Source organism: Lysobacter gummosus (assembly GCF_001442805.1).
GTDB lineage: Bacteria > Pseudomonadota > Gammaproteobacteria > Xanthomonadales > Xanthomonadaceae > Lysobacter > Lysobacter gummosus.
The window spans coordinates 1945346-1959666 of the sequence record NZ_CP011131.1 but is presented as its reverse complement, the minus strand read 5'-3'; the positions used below and the strand labels follow the sequence as shown (position 1 = coordinate 1959666).

The following is a 14321-nucleotide window of genomic DNA, read 5'->3' as shown; positions in this document are numbered from 1 at the left end:
GGCGATGACGGCATGAAACGCAATCCCGTCATGCTGGGCCTGGCCCTGACCGTCGTGGCGTTCGCCACGGCGGTCAGTCTGGGCTGGCTGCCGATGTATCCGGCCCGCGCCGACACAACGCCAGCGCCGGCCGCGGTCACCGCGATCGCCAACGCCAGCCGCGGCACGCCGCTGCAAAGTTTGCTCGCCACGCCGCAAGCGCGCAGCTATCAACAACGCCAGCGCTTCCACAACGAGGCCCGCGATTTTTTCCGCGACGCCTCCTCGCTGGGCCCGGTCGAACGCGAACGCCGCGCGCAGACGCTGCAACGCCAGATCGACGGCTACGAACAGGCGCGCGAACTGTCGGCCGGCGAAAGCCTGATGCTGCGGATCGGCCTGATCCAGGCCACGGTGGCCGATCCGGCGCGGCAAAAGGCGATGGTGCAGCAACTGGCGCAACGCTATCGCGCCGACGCGCAGCGCCGCGAGCAGCAGTGGGCCGATCGGCAGCAGCACGATCCGCGCTTTCAAAGCTACAAGCAGCGCGAACAGATCGTGGTCGCCGAGGTCATGGCGATGCAGAGCATTCCCAGCGGCCTGACCCGCAACGAGTACCTGCGCCAGCGCCTGCAGGCCGAGCGCGAGCGGATCTACCGGTAACCAACCGCCGCCCGTAGCCCCGAGAAAGCCCCCTTTGAGGAGGGGGCAGCGCACGAGGCTACTGCGAAGCCCGCCCCACCCCGCGCGGGGGATTTGCCCCCGAAAAGCCCCGCCCGCCCCATCCGGATCACGCCCGGCGCGCCGCGTCAATGCGCTAACGCCGCGCCCTGTCCGAGCATCGATGCCGGTCACGCCGAGACCGCGACCGGGTGCCCGCGCGGCTTCCATCGTCTGCAATGTCGCGCCGATACACTCGAACCCGCGAGGCCGCGCCGCCGTGCGGCGGCGGCCCGCGCACACCGCGTGCGCAGCACGCACCCTGGCCGAACCGAGGAACCCGATGCAGGTGGAAACGAACGATTACCTCGAGCTGAAAAGCGAGATCCTCGACGGCATGCGCAGCTACAGGGAAGACCTCGCTCAGGACGGCGCCGATGCGGGTTACAGCGACGGCGAGATCGACGAGTGCGAGCGCATCATCGACCGTTTCCTCGACGTCATCGTCGCGGCCCAGGGCGATCGCGTCGCCGGACGGGCGGCGATCAAGCAGGCCGTGCTCGCGCTCAACGCTCTCAACGCCCGCTGCGGCTACAACCTGATCGAAACCGACCAGCGCGAAGGCCTGTGCGAACTGATCCTGGGCGCCGCCGCGCAGGCCGGCGCGGTGCAGGGCGAGGAAGACATCACCGAACAATGGCGCGAGTGGTGAGTACGCAGCCGTGACACGCGAACAATAAAAAGCCGGGCCCGCGAACGGGCCCGGCTTGTGGTCGAACGAGCAAGACCTCGCGATCAGCGCGGCGTCACCGTCAGCGCTACCCGCAGCGCGACCTTCGGCCGCACCGGATCGTCGCTGGCCACGCACACATAACCGATGTGCGCGCCCTCGGCGAGGCCGCGGGTGTCGATGCGCACCCGGTTGGCCACACTGCCCTGTGCCGGCACCACGCCGAACGCGCGCGTCGGCGCGCCGATCCACGGCGCACCGCAGGCGCTTTCGCCCTGGATGTCGAAGGCCAGCCCGGCGAAACCGGCGCCGGCGATCCAGCTGCCCGCCCCGCTCGCGTTCGGCGCGATGGTGCGGAACTGGCTGTCGCCGGCGTTGGAGGCGAACCACACCCAACGGTTGGCGAAGCTGGTGCGCGCGTGCACCACCAGCCAGTAACGGCCCGGCGGCAATTGCACGTTCTGACCGGCCGCGGCAAGATCCAGAGTGATGTTGGCCCCGTCGATCTTCACCCCGGCCGCGTTCGGCGCCGCGGTATAGCTCCACACCGCCGCGCCGGCCAGCGGATTGCTGCTCGGGTTGCCGGCGTTATCGCTGTACACGCTCCAGCTCAGGCTGGTGGCGGTGCTCGCCAGCGACGAACCGCTGGACACGAACCCTTCCGAGAACAGCTTGGCCAGACGCGTGCTGTCGGTGAGGACGAAATCGTCCGCCGAGAACTGCGCCGGCAAGCCGACCGTGGCCGGATCGGTGTAGAGCGTGCTGCGGAAACCGCTGTTGACGCCTTCGGCCGTGGAGTGCGTGACCGTGCGCGAGGCGGTGCCGGTGTTGTCGATCTGGAACTCCAGCGCCGATGCGCTGCGATTGCCGATGCTGAAATCGGCGAAACCGCGGCTGCCGGCCGGCAGGCTCAGGGCCACCTGCTCGGGCGTGAGCACGATCTGCGGCGGCGGCACCGCGATCGCGATCGGCAGGTGCAGCTGCGGCGAGTCGCGACCGATCAGCGGCTTGAGTTCGACCTGACCGAAGTGCCACGCGCCGTCCTTCGCATACGAGCTGCTCAGCACGATCACCTTGAGCTTGCTGGTCTGGCCCGGTCCGGACAGCAACAGCGGCGGGAACGCGATGCCCTGCACGCCCTTGACCTGCACCAGATACAACTGCAGGCCGTTGCCGGCATGACGGAAGGTCCGCTCGAAGGTGCAGCTGTTGACGCACTCGCGCTTGTCCAGGCTGGCCAGATTCAACGCGGACACGTCGCCGCCGGTGGACGGATCGGCGGCGAGGAAGTTCGCCGTCGTCTCGTTGAGCACCAGCCCCGCGTGCACCGCCTGATCGACCTGGATGCGGCCGGAGCCCATCGCGAAGGCGTCGGCCGGAGTGACCTCGTCTTCTTTGAAGACCTTCGGCGTGGCGGTCATCATCAACGCCGACTTGATCTCCGCCGAGGTCCAGCTCGGACGCGCCTGACGCAGCAACGCGGCAGCGCCGGCCTGATGCGGCGAGGCCATTGAAGTGCCGCTGAGCAAGCCGACCAGATTCTCCGAGCCGCTGACCGTGGTGCCGGACAGCACCGCGAGCACGTTGACGCCGGGCGCGGTCACATCGGGCTTGATCAGATCCAGGCCGTTGGTGGGTCCGCGCGAACTGAAGGCGGCCAGCACGTCGGGCGTGTTCGGAATCGGCGTCGGCGGGAAGCCGATGCCGGCGGTGGAGGTGTTGGCGTTGCCCGCGGAGAAATCGCGGATGGCGTCGGCGTCGGTCTGCGCGGCCATGAAGGTCGGGATCGTCGTGCCGGGCACGCTGGGCGATACCACCACGGCCTGGTTGTTGGCGATCACCACGCCGATGGCGCCGGCGTTCCTGGCGTTGTTGACCTTGTCGGTGAAGTTGCAGGTGCCGCGGCGGATCACCGCGATCGCGTTCTGGAACGCATTGGCCGGGAACGCGGCGCAGCCGTCGGCGGCGGTGTCGATGCCGGCGCTCACGCGCAGCGGCGTGGTCGGCGGCAGCGAGGCGGCGAACGGCGTACCCGACACGCCTTCGGTGAGCTGCACCGCCTGCAAGGCCGGCGGCACCGCGCCGGGGCCGGTGACCTGCAGCAGATAGGCGAAGGTGCCGCGGCCGTGCTGGGACGCCGCGGTGGTCGAGGTCCACGGCTCCTGGTGGCCCATGGTGCTGGCGCCCGGGCCGCTGTTGCCGGCCGCGGCGGCGATGTAGATGCCGGCGTCGGAGGCGTTGAGGAAGGCGAGCGAAACCGACTCGCCCCACGGCGAAGCGCCGCCGCCGATCGAGTAATTGATCACGTCCACGCCGTCGGCGATCGCCTGATCCACAGCCGCCACCGCCGAGGTGTTGGGGCATTGGCCCTGATTGGTCGCGGCGATGGTGTAGCAGACGTCGTAGGCGATCACGTTGGCGTGCGGCGCGACGCCGGAGATGCGCACGTCGCGGCCCTTGAAGTTCGCGGTCCAGGCATTGCCGGCCGCGGTCGAGGCGGTGTGGCTGCCGTGGCCGTTGGTGTCGCCGAAACCGGGCTCTTCGCGCAGTCCGGGAACGCCGCAGGTGTTGCCGGGCGGGCCGCAGACGAAGTCGTAGCCGCCGATCAGCTTGTCGTTGCAGCGTCCCTCATCGACGCCGCCGGGCGCGCAGGTGCCCAGGTAATTGCCGCTGCCGTTCGGGTTGATGTGGTGATAGCCGCTGTCGTCGATGGCGGCGAAGGCCGGGCTGCCGAAGTTGATGCCGGTGTCGAGCACGCCGACGATCACGCCTTCGCCGCGGAAATTCGCCGGGGTGGAATTCCACAACGCCGGCGCGCCGATCAGTTGCGGGCCCACGTCGGTGGCGAGCGGATACTCGCGGTACTCCTCGACCAGTTCCACGCCGGGCAGTTTGGCGATGCGCGCGGCTTCGTTCTGGCTCATGCGGGTGATCACGCCGTTGACCGCGTGATGCATGCGCCGCTCGATATTGAGCGGACGGCCGATCAAGGCGCGGATGCCGCTTTCGTGATCGCGCTGCACCTGGTCCAGATGCTGCACGTAGCTGCGCGCCTGCGCGCTGCGCACATCGACGCGGCCGCCTGCGCCGCCGCCCGCGCTCTTGGCGGCCGCGGCGCTGTTGGCGTTCTGCGCGCCGGCCAGGCGCTGCGGCGCCGGCAATCCGGCGACCTCGCCGTGATAAGTGCTAAGCGGCGCTTCCTTGAACAACACGATGTAGCGGCTGGTCTGTGTTTCCAGCGAACTGTCGGCGCGTTGCGGCGGCGGCGCGCCGCCGATGGTTCCGGCATCGGCCGGACTGTCGTTGCTCAGGCCGCGAACGGCGGCTCCTGCGAGCGCGGCCAGCCCTACCAGGCTGACGGCGATCGTCAATCGATTGACTACGTTGGGCATCGAGAGGTCCTCCACGAATTGCGCGAAGACACCGCCCCACGCCTGCCCCCCTTCCAGGCACGTCGCGGTCCAGTTTTGGGAAGAAGGAATCGGCGTCGGTCAGCATCGTCCGTGCGCCTGACCGCGATCGCGGTCCCGGCCGTCCGTCCTTCCCGTAACGCCCGGCGCATCCGCACGCACCGGGCCGAACCTTCCCGCCCTGCGCGCACACTGCGCGAGGCAGGAAAGTTACGGCGTGATCATGCGCACATTTTGACTTTGGTTACTGATGCCTATCGCGCATGTTTCGGCATTGAAACGTCATGTTTATGAATTGCGCGAAGTTCGCTGGTCTTGAAGCGCGCGACGCAGAAAAACAAAGGAGCGCCGAAGCGCTCCTTTGTTCGCGACACCGCGTGCACCGCCCGCGTCGTTACCAACCAAAACCCGCGCCGACGCCGACCGAGCTTTCCGAATCGCTGAACGCGCCGCCCACGGTCACCGTCGCGCGATCGCTGATCGCGCGCTGATAACCGATCGACAGCGCCTGCTCGCCGCCCTGGAAACCGGCGCCGACCGCGACGCGGTTCTGCGTGCGCAGGCCCGATGCGCTGGCCGACATCTGCACCATCGCCGCGGTCATCGCGCCCATCTTGTCGATGCGCTCGTCCTGCTTGGCGAAGCGCCAGTTCATGTCGTCGCGCAAGCGGTTCACCGCTTCGGTCGGCGCGGCCAGCATCTGCGCGACGCGCGAATCGGTATAGGTGTTGGCGCTGCGCAGCGTCTGCGCATCGCCGGCCTGGACCTGGCCCACGTTCGCCGCGTCGGTCGCGGCGGTGCCGTTGGCGACGTTGGACACGCGCGTGCCGCCGGCGCCTTCCAACGCCAGCTGGGTCTTCGATGCGTCGGTGTAGTTCGCCGACAACGCCGAACCGCCGGTGCCGGCCGCGCCTTGCGGTCCCTGCGGACCTTGCGGACCGACCGGGCCTTGCGGGCCGGCTGGAATCGCGGCGATGCGGCCGTACAGATCGGTCAAGCGGCCATCCACCGCGCCGAATGCCGAGCCCACGTCGTTGAAGCTCGAACCCTGGATCACGTAGGTCGGCGGTGTGAATACGCCACCGCCGAAGCTCGCGCCGCCGCCGAGCGCGCCGCTCAGCGTGTTGAGCTGCGAGAGATTCACCGCATCGGTGTCCTGGGTCGCGGCGGCGACGTTGACCAATTGCCGCTCGTTGCCGACGGCGCCGAAGGAGACGGTGTTGGCGCGGTCGGCGACGGAGTTCGACCCCAGTGCCACCGCATTGTCCGCCGTAGTCGAGCTCTGCGCGCCCAGAGCCACCGAGTTGACGCCGCTCGCGCTGCTGCCGGCGCCGCCGGCCAGACTGAACTGGCCGCTGGCGGTGCTGCTGGAGCCGACGGCGGTCGCGAAGTCGGCGCTCGCCGTGCTGCCGTCGCCGATTGCGTTGCTGTTGGCGCCGGTAGCGTTGGCGCCGGTACCGAACGCCGCACTCTGATCGCCCGACGCGGTACCGCCGACGCCGACCACCAACGCGCCCGCGCCGCTCGCGGTGCTGCCCATGCCGTAAGCCGAACTGAAATCCGCGCTGGCAGTCGCGCCCGCGCCGATCGCCGAGCTTTGTTCGCCCGACGCGGTGCTGCCGCTGCCGATCGCGCTGGCGCCGGTGCCGCTGGCGATGCTGCCCACACCGATGGCCGAACTGGAATCGCCCGACGCCGTCGCGCCGGTCCCGCAAGCCACCGCATTGGCGCCGGTAGCGGTAGCGCCCTCGGTGCCGGTATTGCCGGCGCCATCGTCCAGTACGCAGGCTTCGCCGGCCCAAACCGAGGAAGTCGCCAGGGTCAACGCCGCAGCGATGAGAGTCTTGTGCAAAGTATTCAAAGTCTGTCCCCTAATCCGTGAATCAGGCATCGGTCCGCGCGTGGACGCGGGACCATGAAATGTCGAAAGTCGTCCCGCGTGCGGGCATCGGCTTGATGCGACCGTCCGCAGCGGCCGGGCCCTCGGGCCCGGCCGCTGCGCGAATCAGCCGGCGTGCGCTGTTACGGCGCGGGCGTGACGGTCAAGGCGACGCGCAAAGCCGCTTTCGGCCTCGACGCGTCGTTGCTGGCGACGCAGATGTAGCCCACGTAGTTGCCCGCAGCCAGACCCGCGGTGTTGATCTGGACCTGACTGTCCACCGCGCCGCCGCCGGCGATGCGGCCGAAGGCGCGGTTGGGCGCACCGATCCAGGTCGCGCCGCACGTGTTGGAGGCATCCAGCGAATACGACATGCCGGCCTGACCCGCGGCTGCGGCCCAGTTGCCGGTGCCGTTGGCGGCGACCGAAATCGTGCGCAGTACGTTGTCGCCTTCCAATGACCCGAACCAGGCCCAGGCGGTCGCCGACGGCGAACGCGCGGACACCACCAGCCAGTAGCGGCCTGCGGCCAGATTCGCGTTCTGACCTGCCGTGGCCAGATTGAGCCTGATCGTGCCGCCATTGATCGACACGCCGGCCGAGTTCGGCGCCGCCGTGTAGCGCCATACCGCCAGTTGCGGCGTGGTTTCCGGATTGCCTTCGGGATTGCCGTTGACGTCGCGGAAGATCGACCAGTCCAGGTTCGCTGCGTTGGTCAGACTGCCGCCGCCGAGCACGAAGCCGTTGGCGACGATGCTGGCGATGCCGGTCGGATCGCCCAGAGTGAAATCATCGGCCGCCAGCGAAGCGCGTCCACGCGTCGCAGGATCGGTAAAGCGAGCGGCATAGAAGCCGTTCCTGGCCGGATTGATGCTCTGCGTGACCAGGGTGCGGCCGCCGGAACCGTTGTTGTCGATCTGGTAATCCAGCGAAACGCCGCCAAGGTTGCGCGAACGGAAATTCACCGCGCCGCTACCGCCCGCGGGCAGGGTCAGCGCGACCTGCGCCGGCTCCAAGGCGAGCTTGGCAGGCTGCACCGCCACCGCGATCGGCAGACGCAGCACCGGCTGGGCAACATCGCCGCCGGAGGGCGCCAGCACAAGCTTGCCGAAGCTGAAAGCGCCCGTCTGCGCCAGCGAACCGCTGCTGACGGTCACCTTGACCGCTTTGCTCTCGCCCGGATTGAGCGTGATCAAGGAAGGCGTCACAAGGGCGGTCAGTCCTTGCACCTTGGCGGTCCAGCTCTGGCGCGTGGTCAGCGTGTTGCGGAAGGTGCGAGTGAACGAGCACGAGCTGACGCAATTGAACTTGCCCATGCTCGGCAGGTTAAGCGTGGAGATATCGCCGCCGTTGGCGGGATCGGCGGCCAGGAAGTTGGCCTTGGTCTCGTTGAGCAACAAACCGGCCTTGATCGCCTGATCGATCTGGATCCGGCCGGCGCCCATCGCGTGTGCATCGGCGGCGGTGATCGAGTCTTCTTTGAACACTTCCTGCTTGGCGGTCATCATCAACGCGGACTTGATCTCGGCCACGGTCCAGCTCGGGCGGGCCTGATGGATCAACGCGGCCGCGCCTGCGTGATGCGGCGAGGCCATCGAGGTGCCGCTGTCCAAATCGACCAGATTCTCGTTGCCGCTGATGGTGGTACCGGATTTCACCGCCAGGATATTGACGCCGGGCGCGGTGACATCGGGTTTGACCAGGTCGTAGTTTCCGGCCGGTCCGCGCGAACTGAAACCGGCCAGCACATCGGGCGTGTTCGGCAAGGGCGTCGGCGGATAGCCGATGCCGGCGGTGGCGGTATTGCCGCTGCTGGCGGCGAAATCGCGCACCGCGTTGCCGTCGGCGACGGGCACGCCGAAGGTCGGAATCGTGGTGCCCGGCACCGTCGGCGAGATCGCGGCGGCGACGTTGTTAGCGATGAGCACGCCGATCGCGCCGGCCGCCGATGCATTGCTGACCTTGATGGTGAAACTGCAGGTGCCGCGGCGGATCACCGCGATCGCACCTTGGAAGGCGCCGGCCGGGAAAGCTGCGCAGCCATCGTCGACGCTGTCGATACCCGCGCTCACGCGCAGCGGCGTGGTGTTGGGCAACGCGGCCGCGAACGCGGTACCGCCATTGCCTTCGGTCAGTTGCAGCGCCTGCAACGCCGGCGGTACCGCGCCGGGGCCGGTGACTTGCATCAGCAGGGCAAAAGCGCCGCGGCCGTGCTGGGCCGCCGCGGTCGTGCCGACCCACGGTTCGTTATGGCTCATGGTGAACGCGCCGGGACCGTCGTTACCGGCCGCCGCGGCGACGTAGATGCCGGCGTCGGTGGCGTTGAGGAACGACAGCGAGACCGCGTCGCCCCAGGGACTGGCGCCGCCGCCGATGGAGAAGTTGATGACATCGACGACGCCGTCGGCGATCGCCTGATCGACCGCGCGCGCCGACGACGAATCCGGACAACTGCCCTGGTTGGTGGCGATGGTGGTGAAGCACACGTCGTAAGCGACGATATTGGCGTGCGGCGCGACGCCGGAAATACGGATTTCGCGGCCTTTGTACTGCGCGTTCCAGGCATTGCCGGCGGCTGTGGACGCGGTGTGGCTGCCGTGGCCGTTGGTATCGCCGAAACCGGGCTCTTCGCGCACGCCGGCGACGTTGCAGCGGTTGCCGGGTTCGCCGCAGACGAAATCGTAGCCGCCGATCAACTTGTCATTGCATCGGCCTTCATCGACGCCACCGGGCGCGCAAGTTCCCAGATAAGTGCCGGCACCGAGCGGATTGATGTGCTGGTAGCCGCTGTCGTCCACCGCCGCGAATGCGGGGCTGCCGAAATTGATGCCGGTGTCGAGAATACCGACGACGACGCCTTCGCCGCGAAAATGCATGGGCGTCGCGTTCCACAGCGCCGGGGCGCCGATCAAGGTCGGGCCGACGTCGGTCAACAGTTCGTGCACACGATCGGGCTGGACCAGCTGCACTTCGGGCAAGCGCGAGATGCGCGCGGCTTCCGCGGCGGTCAGCTCAGTCACCACGGCGTTGAGCGCATGACGCATGCGATGCTGGACTTTCATGCGACGGCCGATCAGGCCATCGATCTTGCGTTCGTGACGCGCCTGCACCTCGTCGAGATGCTGCACGTACTGCATCGCGGCAGCGCTGTGCACGTCGATACGACCGGAACCTGCGCTGACCATCGCGCCCTGAGCGCGGGCCGCGCCCTGCAGGCGCCGGGGCGCGGGCAGTCCCGCCACTTCGCCTTTGTAGGTGCTCAACGGCGCTTCGCGATAGACCACGATGTAGCGCTCGTACTGAGCGACAGCAGCGCCGTTCTGGCCGCTGGGCGTCGGTGCGCCTCCCACGGGCGCGTCGTGTTCGGAACCTGTACCGGGCAATCCCACCGTTGCCCCGGCAATTGCTGCCGCCGCGGCGATCGCCAGGGCGATCGACGTCTTCTTGAATACCTTCGACATTTCCACTGGTCCCCAATGCTGTTGCACGAAAAAAACCGAACCCACCGCCTGGCGAACCAAGCAGCGACACAGATCAGCTGGGAATAAGCCGAATCGGCTGAGATCAACGTTTTTAATGCCGTCAAGGCGTCCCCTACACTCACAACGCGTGCAGGAACAGGACACCCCACCTCATTGGCGGTACTTTTTTTGTGAGGCAGTTGGGTAAAAGCGAGTCCGGGCCGTCAGCCGGGACTCAAGCGCCTGGGCGATGCAGCCAGGGCCTGAGCAGCCCGCCGCGATAAACGATCAGATAAATCGCCACCACCCACGCCGTAGCCACCGCCCACCCGGCCAGGATGTCTGAGGGGTAATGCACCCCCAGGTACAGACGCGAGAAGCCCACCAGCGCCACGAACGGCACCATCACCGCCAGCACCGGCCAGCGCCAGCGCGTCGGCCAGCTCAACAGCGCCAGGGTGACCAGCAAGGTCATCGAGCCCATGGCGTGGCCGCTGGGGAAACTGTAGTTGTGTTCGGGCGCGATCGAATCCCACAGCGACGGCCGCTCGCGCGCGAAGAATTGCTTCGCGGCGATATTGAGCAGGGCCGAACCGGCCAGGGCGATCGCGGCGAAGCTGGCTTCGCGAAAACGCCGACGCAAGGTCAGTACCACGACCAGCAGCACATCGAACGGCACCACGCCGTACAGATAGCCCAGTTGCGAGACGATCACGAACAAACGGTCGAAGCCGTCGCGCGCCAGGCTGTGGGCGTACTGCAGCAATGGTTCGTCGAAGACGATGGCTTCGCGCTCGTGGATTTCATCCGCCAGTTCGGCGAAACCCCACAGCGGCAGCAACAGGCCGGCGAACACCAGCAGCAGGCGCCAGCCGTGGCGGCGCAGCAGCGCCAGGCCGAAGCGCGCCTCTTGTTCGACCGCGCTGTCGCCTCGGCCGCGGCGCAGCGCGGCCCGGTCTTCGTTGGCCGCCGCCGGAGGCTGCGCGGCCGCGCGGGAGTCAGGCGCCTGCGAGGCGGGCGCCATAATTGCGTTCGACGTAGGTGTCGATCAGCGCGACGAATTCCTGCGCGATGTTTTCCCCGCGCAAGGTCACGGTCTTCTCGCCGTCCTCGAACACCGGCGCCGACGGCGTCTCGCCCGTGCCCGGCAGCGAAATGCCGATGTTGGCGTGACGCGATTCGCCCGGGCCGTTGACGATGCAGCCCATCACCGCGAGGGTGAGGTTCTCCGCGCCCGGATGGGTGATCTTCCACTCCGGCATCTTCGCGCGCACATGCTCCTGCACGGTCTGCGCCAGTTCCTGGAAGAAGGTGCTGGTGGTGCGGCCGCACCCCGGGCAGGCGGTGACCATCGGCGTGAACGCGCGCAGGCCCATGGTCTGCAGCAGTTCCTGCGCGACGATGACTTCGTTGTTGCGCGACTGGCCCGGCTCGGGCGTGAGCGAAATGCGGATGGTGTCGCCGATGCCTTCCTGCAGCAGCACGCCCAGCGCGGCGCTGGAGGCGACGATGCCCTTGCTGCCGATGCCGGCCTCGGTCAGGCCCAGGTGCAGCGCGTACTCGCCGCGGCGGGCCAGTTCGCGATAGACCGCGATCAGTTCCTGCACGCCGCTGACCTTGGCGCTGAGCACGATGCGGTCGGCCGGCAGGCCCAGCTCGATCGCGCGCGCGGCCGAGTCCAGCGCCGAGCGGATCAGCGCCTCGCGCAGCACCCGGCCGGCGTCCCAGGGTTCGGCGCGGGCGGCATTCTCGTCCATCAGCTGGGTGGCCAGGGCCTGATCCAGCGAACCCCAGTTGGCGCCGATGCGCACCGGCTTGCCGTACTTGATCGCGAACTCGATCAGGGTGGCGAACTGGCTGTCTTTCTTCTTGCCGAAGCCGACGTTGCCGGGGTTGATGCGGTACTTGCCCAGGGCCTGCGCGCAGGCCGGCTCGGCGGTGAGCAGCTGATGGCCGTTGTAGTGGAAGTCGCCGATGATCGGCACCTCGATACCCATCATCGCCAGCTTATCGACGATGCGCGGCACCGCCGCGGCGGCCTCGACGGTGTTCACCGTGATCCGCACCAGTTCCGAACCGGCGCGCCACAGCTCGGCGACCTGCTTGGTGGTGGAAGCGACATCGGCGGTGTCGGTGTTGGTCATCGACTGCACCACCACCGGCGCGCCGCCGCCGACCTGAACGCCGCCGACCGTGACCGCGCGGGTCAGGCGTCGCGGCAGAGGGCCGAAACCGGAATGGGCACAGGGCAAGACGGCATCTGAATTCATGCGGCTATTGTAACGCCGGGGCGCGCAGCTTTCGTGTCGCGGGGGTGAAGCGCGGGGAAACGCTGTGGTGTCGGGGGTTTGCCGTTGTTGGCGGTGGTTGGGACCGCCGCAACGACCCCGGACGGCCGCACGCGATACCATCGTCTCCGCGGCACCGGATATCGGACAGCGGGCATCGAATACCCGCATCCCAGCCGTCATTCCCGCGAAAGCGGGAATCCAGCGACTTTGACGTCACCCGCACGAAAGTCGCTGGATTCCCGCTTTCGCGGGAATGACGAACAAAAGCGCCGCGTCGCCTCGCCAAACCCGCCCCAGGTCGATCAGTACCCCATGCCCCCCAGCCAGCCCGACGAAGTCCTCACTCCCAGCCAGCTCAACACCCTGGCGCGCAATCTGCTGGAGGACACCTTCCCGCTGATCTGGGTCGAGGGCGAGCTGGGCAATCTGTCGCGGCCGTCGTCCGGGCATCTGTACATGACCTTGAAGGACGCCCGCGCCCAGGTCCGCTGCGCGATGTTCAAGCCCAAGAGCAGCTGGCTGAAGTTCGTCCCGCGCGAGGGACTGCGCGTGCTCGCGCGCGGACGCCTGACCCTGTACGAAGCGCGCGGCGACTACCAGTTGGTGCTGGACCACATGGAAGAGGCCGGCGAAGGCGCGCTGCGGCGTGCGTTCGAGGAGCTCAAGGCGCGGCTCGCGGCCGAAGGCCTGTTCGACGGCGAGCGCAAGCGCGAACTGCCGCGGTTCCCCGCGCGCATCGCCATCATCACCTCGCCCAGCGGCGCGGCGGTGCGCGATGTGCTGAGCGTGCTGGCGCGGCGCTTCCCGTTGGCGCAGGCCGAGGTGCTGCCGGTGCCGGTGCAGGGCGACGGCGCGGCCGAGCGCATCACCGCGATGCTGATGCGCGCGCAGGCCGCGCAGCGTTACGACGTGATCGTACTGGCGCGCGGCGGCGGTTCGCTGGAAGACCTGTGGGCGTTCAACGACGAACGCCTGGCGCGGGCGATCGCCGCCTCCGCTGTGCCGGTGGTGTCGGCGATCGGGCACGAAACCGACTTCACCCTGGCCGACTTCGCCGCCGACGTGCGCGCGCCGACGCCGTCGGTGGCGGCCGAATTGCTGGTGCCGCAACGCGAGGATCTGCTGCATCGCCTGCGCGTGCTCGAAGCGCGCCTGCACAACCTGCACAGCCAGCGCCTGCGCCAGGCCATGCAGCGCGCCGACCGCGCCGGCCTGCGCCTCAACGCGCTGCGGCCGCAGGCGCGGCTGGCCGCGCTGCGCACGCGCCAGCAGGACGCGCTGCGCCGGCTCGAACAAGCCTGGCGCCTGCGCCTGGAACGCGACGGCGCGCGCCTTCGCCACGCCGACGCGGTGCTGCGCGCGCATCATCCGCAGCGCCGCATCGCCCGCCTGCGCGAGCGCCTGGGCGCCCTCGCCCTGCGCCCGCAGGCCGCCATCGCGCGGCGCCTGCGCGGCGACGCCCTGCGCCTGCGCGGCCTGGCGCGTTCGCTGGAGGCGATCAGCCCGCTGGCGACGGTCGCACGCGGCTATTCGATCCTGCAGCGCGGCGACGGCCGCGTCGTGCGCAGCGTGCTCGACGCCGCGCCCGGCGATCGCTTGACCGCACGGGTACACGACGGCCAGTTGAAAGTGCGGGTCGAGGACAACGAGTCCTGACGAATGCATCGAAGCCTTTTGTGGGAGGGGCTTCAGCCCCGATGCTCTTCGATCCGATCTCTTTGAATCTCGGAAACCATCTGCAGCGGCGATCGGAGCGCAAAGCATCGGGGCTGAAGCCCCTCCCACAAAAGCTTTCGATGCTTGTGCGATGCCTGATTCACAGGCCATCCGACCTTTCCGATCCTGGCGACCCGGTCATGCATAGCCCGCACCGTTCCATCGCCATCGCCCACCGCTAACATCGTTTGCGCG

8 protein-coding genes are annotated in these 14321 nt (G+C 68.4%); 3 read left to right on the top strand and 5 right to left on the bottom strand.

Features of this window, described 5'->3' with window-relative positions:
* Positions 1-12 precede the first annotated feature (12 nt).
* Complete coding sequence (locus LG3211_RS08140; RefSeq protein ID WP_057942393.1) at positions 13-642, top strand: hypothetical protein; 630 nt, start codon at positions 13-15, stop codon at positions 640-642.
* A 340-nt stretch (positions 643-982) separates the two neighbouring features.
* Positions 983-1351 carry a hypothetical protein gene (locus LG3211_RS08135; RefSeq protein ID WP_057942392.1) on the top strand — a complete coding sequence of 123 codons (369 nt, stop codon included), beginning with the start codon at positions 983-985 and terminating at the stop codon, positions 1349-1351.
* An 83-nt stretch (positions 1352-1434) separates the two neighbouring features.
* On the opposite strand, the gene LG3211_RS08130 is transcribed toward LG3211_RS08135, so the two are convergent.
* From LG3211_RS08130 to ispG, 5 genes are all read right to left on the bottom strand, one after another.
* Positions 1435-4761 (bottom strand): S8 family serine peptidase, encoded by a 3327-nt coding sequence (locus LG3211_RS08130; protein ID WP_057942391.1) that lies wholly within the window; start codon positions 4759-4761, stop codon positions 1435-1437.
* Positions 4762-5173: 412 nt separating this feature from the next.
* Positions 5174-6640: a YadA-like family protein gene (locus LG3211_RS08125; RefSeq protein ID WP_237049853.1), complete on the bottom strand. Its 1467-nt coding sequence runs from the start codon at positions 6638-6640 to the stop codon at positions 5174-5176.
* Positions 6641-6801: 161 nt separating this feature from the next.
* Positions 6802-10119 (bottom strand): S8 family serine peptidase, encoded by a 3318-nt coding sequence (locus tag LG3211_RS27280; protein ID WP_057942389.1) that lies wholly within the window; start codon positions 10117-10119, stop codon positions 6802-6804.
* Between the two features lie 235 nt (positions 10120-10354).
* Positions 10355-11065, bottom strand: coding sequence for a phosphatase PAP2 family protein (locus LG3211_RS08115; RefSeq protein WP_057945356.1), 711 nt, complete (start codon positions 11063-11065; stop codon positions 10355-10357).
* 52 nt (positions 11066-11117) lie between these two features.
* Entirely contained in the window at positions 11118-12389 is a 1272-nt protein-coding gene (gene ispG, locus LG3211_RS08110; RefSeq protein ID WP_057942388.1) for a flavodoxin-dependent (E)-4-hydroxy-3-methylbut-2-enyl-diphosphate synthase, read from the bottom strand.
* A 333-nt stretch (positions 12390-12722) separates the two neighbouring features.
* Here ispG and xseA point away from each other — a divergent pair, with 333 nt between their 5' ends.
* Positions 12723-14066, top strand: a complete 1344-nt coding sequence (gene xseA, locus LG3211_RS08105; protein ID WP_057942387.1) for an exodeoxyribonuclease VII large subunit — start codon at positions 12723-12725, stop codon at positions 14064-14066.
* The last annotated feature ends 255 nt before the right edge of the window (positions 14067-14321 follow it).